A 9,283-nucleotide genomic window follows, 5' to 3' on the forward strand; every position below is an offset into this window, starting at 1 on the left:
AAAACTGTCCCACCAGCAGCAATATTTATCGTTGGAGCATTCCTTATTCCTTTACTAAAAGGAAGACTTAAATCTTTATACATGCTGCTTTTGCCTGTTCTTGCCTTTATAAACCTTCTTCATATGCCAAAAGGCGAGTACTGGATTGTCAACTTCTTGGATTATAATCTCATCTTTGGCAGAGTTGATAGCCTCAGTATGGTCTTTGGATACATATTTGTTATAATAACTTTTATAGGGATTCTTTATTCACTCCATTTAAAAGATGACTTACAACATGTTGCAGCCTTGTTTTATGCGGGGGGTGCTTTGGGTGTTACCTTTGTAGGGGATCTATTTTCTCTTTATATCTTTTGGGAAATATTGGCTATATCATCTCTATTCCTTGTTTGGGCACGAAGGACAGAGGCGTCGCGCTCTGCAGGTTTCAGATATTTCGTATGGCACTTTTTTGGTGGTATATGCCTATTAGCGGGTATAATCTTATATGTCTATAATAGAGGTACCCCTGAATTCGGTTATATAGGATTAAATGATTTGGCTTCTTATCTTATATTTATTGGATTTTGCTTGAATGCAGCTGTTTTTCCCCTCCATCCATGGATTGTTGATACCTATCCTGAGGCTACGGTTACTGGTGCTGTATTTATGTGTGTCTTGACTACTAAGAGCGCTGTGTACATCCTAGCAAGAACCTTCCCAGGTACTCCAGTTCTGATATGGGCCGGTGCATTTATGGCCTGTTTTCCCCTCTTTTATGCTGTTATTGCAAATGACATGAGGAGAGTACTTTCGTACATCCTTATTAACCAGGTTGGATTCATGGTGTGCGGGATTGGGATAGGCACACAACTGGCCATAAATGGTGTAGTTTCCCATGCTTTTTGTCATATTATATATGATGGACTTCTCTTTATGGCTGCCGGATCTGTTCTTCATATGACAGGAAAGATTAGAGCTACAGATCTAGGAGGTCTATATAAGACCATGCCATTTACAGCTATATGCTGTATGATAGGTGCTGCCTCAATCTCTTCAATCCCCCTTTTCAGTGGTTTTATAAGCAAATCAATGACTGTGGCTGCGGTTGGCAAAGAGCATTTGCCCATCGTATGGTTCATGTTACAATTTGCCACAGTAGGTGTATTCCTTTACGCTGGCATTAAAGTTACTTATTTCACATTTTTTGGTGAAGATTCTGGAATAAGAACAAAGGAGCCCCCGCTTAACATGTGTCTTGCTATGGGGTTTGCTGCCTTTTTATGCATCTTCTTAGGTATTTATCCTTATCCGCTTTACAAAATTCTTCCTTACCCTGTTGATTATGTTCCATATACGGCATTCCATGTTGTAGGAACGCTTCAGCTTTTGATGTTTGGGGCATTGGCCTTCACACTTTTTATTCTCTCCGGATATTATCCTGCAGAACTAAGGGCTATTAACCTAGACACCGATTGGTTCGTGAGAATACCTGGGAAGAGATTTATATGGTTTTGCGAAAAGCCGCTGATGGCGTTTGGGAATTTCATTGATCGCCATGTATTGAGAGCGGCAGGTACTTGCAGGTCTTCTCCTAGCGGAGCTGTGATTTGTGAGGATAAGATGGATAAATTTTATCATGTGGGACTAACGTCCACACCAGAGGTTATCTATAATTGGGTGGAGCACCTTCGGACTGAGTATGGATACTTACCGTGGAATCTAATATATATCCTTATATCTTTTATCGGGGTGCTATTTATAATATTGTTATGGGGGCGGTAAAATGATACCTTATATTCTTCTTCAAATAGTTATAATACCGGTCATAGCTTCCATAATTATATTTTTAGCCAGATACAAAGCAGGTAAGAAAGCTGGCTGGATAGCAGCCATTACTCTCATATATACTACTATTCTCCTTTGCATAGCCGGTCTCAGGGTTTACAGTGGTGAAATAATTTATGAGAAATACCAGCTTGGACCAGAGGTGAGTTTAAATCTTCTAGCAGACGGCTTGAGCCTACCAATTGCATTGATAATAAATCTTATATGCGTTGTCCTTGCATTTTACTCAATACACTATGTAGAACACAGAATAGAGTTGATATATGGAAAGGTAGATAAAAGAACTTGGCTTATATATTACACGAGGTTTTTCTTTTTGTATCTCTTCTTTCCCGCCGGTTTTATGGGTGTTTCCTTTGCTACGAACCTTATATCAATGTATTTTTTCCTTGAACTGCTAACCATTGTTCCCCTTTATTTCATAATGGCTCAATTTGGTTATTCTGACTTTATAACGCGTTATAAAGTTGCGTTGATGTGTCTTTTCTGGGGAGTTATTGGGGCAACCTTCTTCCTGATTGGGATTCTAATAGCTTATACACAGATAGGGAGTTATGAAATCTCTGAGCTACCAAAGCTTGCAGGAAATCCTCTTACCTTTTGGATTGCATTAATCATCCTTCTTGGCTTGGCTACTAAGCTGGCAATAGTTCCCTTTCATGTTTGGATGCCATGGGTTCATGCAGAACACCCCACATGCATAGCGGGATTGCTTGCAGTGTATGCAAATATTGCAGTATATGTGGTTGTTAGGGTTCTGTTCTTACCACTCCGTGAAGATCTCAAGATTTTTTGCATACCTCTTCTTGTGTTTGCCCTGATAACCATGGTATACGGCTCTCTTCTCGCTTTAGCTCAAACTGATGCGAAACGATTCTGTGCTTGTTCAACTATAAGCCAGATATCATACTCTGTATTTGGGATTGGTGCCCTCACTATTTGGGGTATTGAAGGTGGGATCTTTTACTTTCTGAGTCACATCTTGGGTAAGGCAATTCTCTTCTCAACTGCTGGTGTGTTAGTCTATACAACAGGGACTAGAGATATGAGAGAGATGGGGGGACTTTGGTCTAAGATGCCAATAACCGCTATACTTTGGATATCGGCGTCACTAATACTCTCAGCGCTTCCTCCTACAAGCGGTTTTGTGGGGAAATGGATACTTTTTATAGGCGCTTTCAAAGGGATGCATGGAAATCCACTAGGACTGGTAATTGTTATTCTGGCAATCCTTTCAACTATACTCACACTGGTCTATACATTCTTAGTTGGAATAAGAATATTCTTTGGTCCATTGAAGCCTGAACTATCAAATGATAAAATTAAAGATCCTCCATTAACCATGAGTATTCCTCTTCTTAGCTTAGCAGTTGTAGCTTTGGTCCTTGGGTTGTATCCTAAACCTTTTTTACACCTCCTTAGTTCTGTAATAGGTTTATTATGAGTATGCTAATGGCAAATTTTTCCCTATCTCTTCACCGTATTAAAATTTCTGTTTGATAACCGACTATTTTCCCTAAAGGATATGCTTTATTTATAAACTGTTTTATTGCCTTTACTTTAAAAAAATTTTTACAGTTGTTTTTCAAAGCAGAATTCTGATATAATTCAAAAAAATAGTATATCACTTTTTCTAGATTTAAAAAATTCCCTGAGGAGAGATTCATGAAGAAATTCAGCGTTGCAACTCGAATCTTTTTCATTTATGCATCAGCTCTGGGAATTTTATTTCTGTTTTCTATCTTGGCACTCTACTTTGCACTCCAGCTCCGTGAGACCCCAGAACAAATCGTTAGAGAAAATGTTTACAGTTTAGAAGCAGCCATTCACCTAAAGCGTCAGATTTTCCATCAAAAAGAGATTATAAATCAGATGATGATCAAGGGATGGAACCCCGTTTTAATGGAAAATCTTTTGAAAGAAAAGGAAAATTTCCAATCCTGGTTATCCAAAGCAAGGGCTGTTGCCTATACCAAGGAAGAGAAGGATATACTTCAGGAGATTTCATTGCTTTATGAAAAAGTGAGTTCTTTTCACAATGAAATTGCAGAGAAAAAGACTGTGCCCGAGGTTCTTGCCAACCAGGCAATTGAGGATTACGGTGCCATGCGCGGCCTCTGTCTGCAAATATTACAGATTAATGAAGGTCTTATTAACAATGCTGTCAGCCAGACGAAGACGGATTTTAGAAGAATGAACACTATTATTCTGACTTTCCTGGCAAGTGGGGTTACCCTGAGCTTGTTGTTCTTTTTTCTCCTTACGAGGAGTATTACAAGGCCCCTCCATAAAATCATGGATGATGCTCATGCCGCGGACAAGCTTTTTTCAGAAAAGCCTACAAAAACCAATGGAGACGAAATTGGGAAGCTTGATCAACACATGCACCATATCATTTCGCTTTTAGAAAATTCTGATAAAACGATTAGCGAACAACGTCTAAGACTCCTTCATGCTGAGAGGCTTGCTGCCATGGGAGAAATTTCTGCCAAGATCGCCCATGAAGTTCGTAATCCTCTCACTGGTATTCGGACGGGTATCCAGCTGATTAAGAGGCAGACGCAATCAAACGAGTCGTTTCGACGAAAACTTGATCGAATGATAGAAGAGCTAAATCGCGTTGAACGGATTGTATCCGATATTCTCAACTATTCTCGTCCGGTAAAGCCTAAATTTCGAAAAATTGATTTAATGAGACTTATAAAGGAATCAATCAGTTTAATAAATAAGGACATGGCTGAAAAGCAAATCAAGGTGGAGACAAGAAATTATGGTCCTCTGCCATTAGAAGCTGATTCAGATATGCTGAAACAGGTCTTTTATAACATCCTGCAAAATGCCGGGGATAATCTTCGAGAGGGTGATCGAGTAATGATTAGAATTGAGGATGGAACATCAGATACAACCCCCCATATCCACTTGGTTTTCGAAGATACAGGCCCGGGTGTGGAGCCTCAAGAATTGGAAAAGATATTCAAGCCTTTTTTTACAACCAAACCTCTGGGAACAGGCTTGGGACTCGCTATCTGTCAAAATATCATTATGGAGCATAAGGGAAGGATATGGGCAGAAAATGGAAGCAAAGGGGGTATGAAGTTTCATATTGTTCTGCCTAAAAGACAGGAGAATATATGAAGTCTAAAATCTTGATTGTTGATGATGAAAAGATTGTTAGAGAAACCCTGAAAGAAGCGTTCATGGAGCAGGGCTATGATGTGAGGGAAGCATCTTCCGGAAAAGAGGGAGTGAAAGAATTTAACCGTTTCGAGCCTGATTTAGTCATTCTGGATCTTGTTTTAGGGGATAGCGATGGAATAGAAATTCTAAAGGAAATGAAAAATAGCGATTCTGAGGTTCATGTGATTATTATCACGGCTTATGGAGATATTGAAGAGGCTGTTGAGGCGGGGAAGTTTGGCGCATCTGATTTTGTCAAAAAACCCTATGAACTTGAAGAGATGCTGAGTCGCGTCCGTAGTACCTTGGATACACGTAGCCTCAAACGCCGCCTCCATTATATGGAAGGCAAGGAGAAGAGGGAATTTGAAGAAGGAAAGATTATGGGGGAATCTCCACAAATAAGAGAGGTTTTGGAAACCGCAAAAAAAATCAGTCAAACTGAATTGCCCAGTACAGTTCTGATTACAGGAGAGAGTGGTACAGGAAAGCAGATGTTGGCTAGGGCTTTGCATTACGGGTCTTCTCGCTCAACGCAGCCTTTTATCGAGTGCAACTGCAGCGCCATTCCTGAAACCCTTATTGAGAGTGAGCTTTTTGGGTGCGAAAAGGGGGCTTATACAGACGCAAAAGAAAGAAGAGCTGGACTAGTGGAATTAGCCGATCGAGGAACGCTCTTCTTGGATGAAATTGGTGATATGGCTCTTCCCCTTCAGGCCAAAATGTTAAAATTTATTGAAGAGAAAAAATTTCGCCGACTGGGTTCGACAAAACTAATTGAGGTCGATACACGTTTCATCGTAGCAACCAACAAAGATCTGAGGCAGTTGATAGAAGAGGAAAAATTTCGGGCAGACCTTTATTACCGTCTGAATGTTGTCTCCTTAGCTCTGCCTCCTCTGAGAGAGAGAGAAAATGATCTTCTTTTATTAGCTGAGCACTTTCTTAAGAGGTATAACAAAGTCTTTGGTAAAGACTTTCAAGGCATCTCAGAATCAGTGAAAGAGGTTTTTCTTGAATACAGTTGGCCGGGCAATATCAGAGAACTTAAAAACTTTATGGAAAGAGTTGTTCTTTTAGAAAAAGGTCCAGAGATTACAATCGAGCATCTCCCTCAGGAAATGATAGGCGGCGTCTTGGTAGGGAATATTCTGGATAAGAGTGAACCGAAACGTCAGATATATTCCCTTGAGGAGTTAGAAGCTGTTTATGTCCAAAGAGTTCTCCAGTTTTGTCAGAGCAACAAAACAAAGGCTGCAAAGCTTTTAGGAATTGATCGTCATACACTTGACAAAAAGTTAAAAAAGCATTGAGAGCAAATAAAAATTTTTTCTAAGATTTAGAAAACGAATAATAAATTCTTGGTGTTTTTTTCTAAAAAAAGAGATAAGGAGCCCTAAAAAAGAACCTCTCATATCTCTAGATCGATTTAGAGAAATCAATTTTTAGTCTCGTCTTATTCCTTCCTATTTTTTTATACAATAATAGTTTTCTAAAAACACCAGCCATTTGAAGCAAAAAGACAATTTCTTTGATTAAAGCTCTTTTAAAGTAAATAGAAAGATGGATGGTCAATATTTTACCAATTACCTATGAGTGGCTTTTTTAAAGCCACTCTTTTCCCTTCTTTTCAAACCTGCCTTTTAACTCTTTAATCTTTTATCTTATTGTTTTTAAAGGATCAATTCATTTGTTTTCCTCCATTTTTTAAGATGGAACAGTTATTGCCTATATTATCTAATAGATTAATAAAAGAAGTTATTTTTCAAAATCTTTATCAAATGGCTTAAGAAATGTGTGTTGAGAATTTAAGAAATAACTCATTATTCATGAAGGAACGGGCGAAACGACTGCGAATTTTAATTTATGATCCTGATGAAGGAAGTCGAGAGTTTTTATCTGAGGCTTTGATGAAAGATCATGAAGTAGTGTCTGTTCAACCAAAAAAAGGAGAGTTAAGGGTTTATTTGGACATACGGGGTTATGACATCCTTATTATTGATCCGGAAAATGAAGAGATTAAAGAATTGCTTCACAGAGTCTGCAAGCACTATTCTGACGAGAAGTTCTGGTTAATAGTAACCTCAGATAAAGATGAGACTCAGCTGGGCATTAAAGATCTAAGAGAAATGAAAAAAAATCGATTGTTTTTTGTTCCCAAACCTTATGACCTAGACATTATTGAGAAGACTGTAAATCAGATTGTTCAGTGGAAGACTAATGAGATAGGGGTTTCAAAAAGATTTGCCAGGAAATTGGCAAGGCTTCTGGGAATAAAAAATTAAATCCTATTAAACCTATTTGAATGACTAAATATGAGGAAGTTGTAAGTCTAAAAAAACTATATATATTTAAACAATGTGCAAAAAATTAAAAAAATAAAAAAATTATTTGACATTGGTATAAGTAATAACTACATTGCTCGGTTGGTTTGTTTAGAAAAAGAGGTAAAAAATGGGAAGGTCTGAAGTAAATATAATAAAAGAAAGCCGAAATTTATTAAAAGAAGCGGCTTTGAATGCGACAAAGAAATTGGAAGCTTTATTGGAAAAAGAGCCTCTCAACAGTTTTATTCCTGAACAGCTGGCTGTTGCTTATCAAATATTAAATCAATGGGAAAAATCAAGAGAGATGAAAGATCTTTCCCAAAGAATAGAAGAGAGGTTGATGAATGAAAATCCAGATCAAACTCATAATAGAGTTTTAGATCGTGATAAGAAGAATTCAGATTATACTTTATTACCCAAAAATTTTATGAGAGGTTTCTTTTCAGGACTGACCCATCCTATTGCTTTTTTTCATCATGTTGATAGTTTCAAGAATGTTTTAAAGGATTCTCGGTTTTCTAATAAATTTGTAAATATTTTAGGGCGTTTTTGTGGAGGATTTCCTTCTGCATATGGATTAGTTTATTTGCTTTCAAAATTTTATGATAACCCTACAATTTTTTTACTTCTTTGTTTGACATTAATAGCTACAAATAGCGCAAGTGCTTATAGTTTATTATGGAGAAAAATGTCCTTTAATTTCGAGGATGTAGATGATGATAGCTTGGTTGGCTTTTACAAGGCATTTAAAGGCAATTTGGAAGGGGCCTATAAAATCTTCAAAGCAAAGAAAGATAGAATTCATCTCGAGATGATTGGAGATTTTTATTTAGATGAGGCCGAGACAATTATTAAAAAGATAGAAAAAGAAAGTTTCTTTAATCAAAATATTATGAGACTTTTAATGAAAAAATCCCTGGATATCTATAGCGAAGTGCACGATCCTACAAACATTCCCAGGATTGCTTCTGATTATTCAAAAGAAGGTTTTACTGGATTTGCAGAGGATTTATGGAGAAAATATTATGAGCTGAAGAATAAAAAAATTAAAGATAATATTATCGTCGAAAAAAATGGTGCAAAACCTATTTTTCATCTAAGCCAGGAAGTGAGAGAGAGATTAGTTAGGGAATGTCACGAGATGTGCCGTTCGCGCTACAATGGTCATTCTGTTAAATTGCCCTATACTCCAAAGAAGGAAAAAGAACTATTCAAAGCATTATACTTAATGAATAATTTTGATGGGGATAAAGATTTTAATTATTATATCACAAAGGCTTTAATTTATAGTTTGCTCGGTTTTAAAAAGAGCGCAGAAAGATGTATATCTGCAATAAATTCTAAGGAGTTTAAAAGGATAACAATAGAAGAAAAGGCAAAGACTTTAAAAAAATTTAAAGACCTTAATATACATGCACATCCTCTAGATAAAGTGAAATCATCTAAGGCTATGAAAATGAAAGGATATCTAAAAGAAGAAGAAAACGGAGATCTAACAGAAGAAGCAATTGAATATCTGAGTAAATAGTTCACATTAATTATCTTTTGAAAAATAAAGTTGAGCTGTTATCTGAGTCTTTCTAAGCAGAAGGAAACCTATGCCTAAAGCGGATCTGATTCTTCTTCATTCACCAAGTGTTTATGGTTTCAGGAACAAGTCTATTCTCTATGGACCCACAAGTGATGTTGTTCCCTCCACCCCTGTTTTTGAGATGTATCCCATCGGTTTTGTCAGCCTTGCTGAATACTTAGAGAGGCACGGTTATAATGTCAGGATTCTTAATCTGGCTGTTCGGATGCTCAACGACAACGGATTTAACCCGAAGAAAGTCCTTAAGTCATTAAAGCCCAGGGCTTTTGGAATAGACCTCCACTGGCTTCCCCATGCCCATGGTAGTTTAGAAACCGCCAAGATCCTCAAGGAGTATCACAGAGATATCCCCATCATTTTT

The 9,283-nt window shown here is 37.5% G+C and carries 7 protein-coding genes; all 7 read left to right on the plus strand.

What is annotated here, in order from left to right; translation table 11 throughout:
- Positions 1-1,764, plus strand: a 1,764-nt coding sequence (locus VMW81_07345) for a Na(+)/H(+) antiporter subunit D (GenBank protein ID HUU50757.1), incomplete at its 5' end; no start/stop codon positions are given.
- Position 1,765: 1 nt separating this feature from the next.
- Positions 1,766-3,271 (plus strand): proton-conducting transporter membrane subunit, encoded by a 1,506-nt coding sequence (locus VMW81_07350; protein ID HUU50758.1) that lies wholly within the window; start codon positions 1,766-1,768, stop codon positions 3,269-3,271.
- 221 nt (positions 3,272-3,492) lie between these two features.
- A complete protein-coding gene (locus tag VMW81_07355) occupies positions 3,493-4,962 on the plus strand; it encodes an ATP-binding protein (protein ID HUU50759.1) in 1,470 nt (489 codons plus the stop codon).
- Entirely contained in the window at positions 4,959-6,317 is a 1,359-nt protein-coding gene (locus VMW81_07360) for a sigma-54 dependent transcriptional regulator (GenBank protein HUU50760.1), read from the plus strand. The genes VMW81_07355 and VMW81_07360 overlap by 4 nt, the downstream gene beginning before the upstream one ends.
- A gap of 516 nt (positions 6,318-6,833) precedes the next feature.
- Positions 6,834-7,289: a hypothetical protein gene (locus tag VMW81_07365; GenBank protein ID HUU50761.1), complete on the plus strand. Its 456-nt coding sequence runs from the start codon at positions 6,834-6,836 to the stop codon at positions 7,287-7,289.
- A gap of 169 nt (positions 7,290-7,458) precedes the next feature.
- Positions 7,459-8,859, plus strand: a complete 1,401-nt coding sequence (locus VMW81_07370) for a hypothetical protein (GenBank protein HUU50762.1) — start codon at positions 7,459-7,461, stop codon at positions 8,857-8,859.
- 70 nt (positions 8,860-8,929) lie between these two features.
- Positions 8,930-9,283: cobalamin-dependent protein (locus VMW81_07375; GenBank protein ID HUU50763.1), on the plus strand; the 354-nt coding region annotated here is incomplete at its 3' end.

It is taken from the genome of Nitrospinota bacterium (genome assembly GCA_035528715.1).
GTDB lineage: Bacteria > JADFOP01 > JADFOP01 > DATKYB01 > DATKYB01 > DATKYB01.

What these genes read in the sequence shown, in the direction of transcription:
- VMW81_07360 (HUU50760.1), top strand. Translation starts at nt 4,959, where the DNA reads ATGAAGTCTAAAATCTTGATTGTTGATGATGAAAAGATTGTTAGAGAA.
- VMW81_07370 (HUU50762.1), top strand. Translation starts at nt 7,459, where the DNA reads ATGGGAAGGTCTGAAGTAAATATAATAAAAGAAAGCCGAAATTTATTA.
- VMW81_07365 (HUU50761.1), top strand. Translation starts at nt 6,834, where the DNA reads ATGAAGGAACGGGCGAAACGACTGCGAATTTTAATTTATGATCCTGAT.
- VMW81_07355 (HUU50759.1), top strand. Translation starts at nt 3,493, where the DNA reads ATGAAGAAATTCAGCGTTGCAACTCGAATCTTTTTCATTTATGCATCA.
- VMW81_07350 (HUU50758.1), top strand. Translation starts at nt 1,766, where the DNA reads ATGATACCTTATATTCTTCTTCAAATAGTTATAATACCGGTCATAGCT.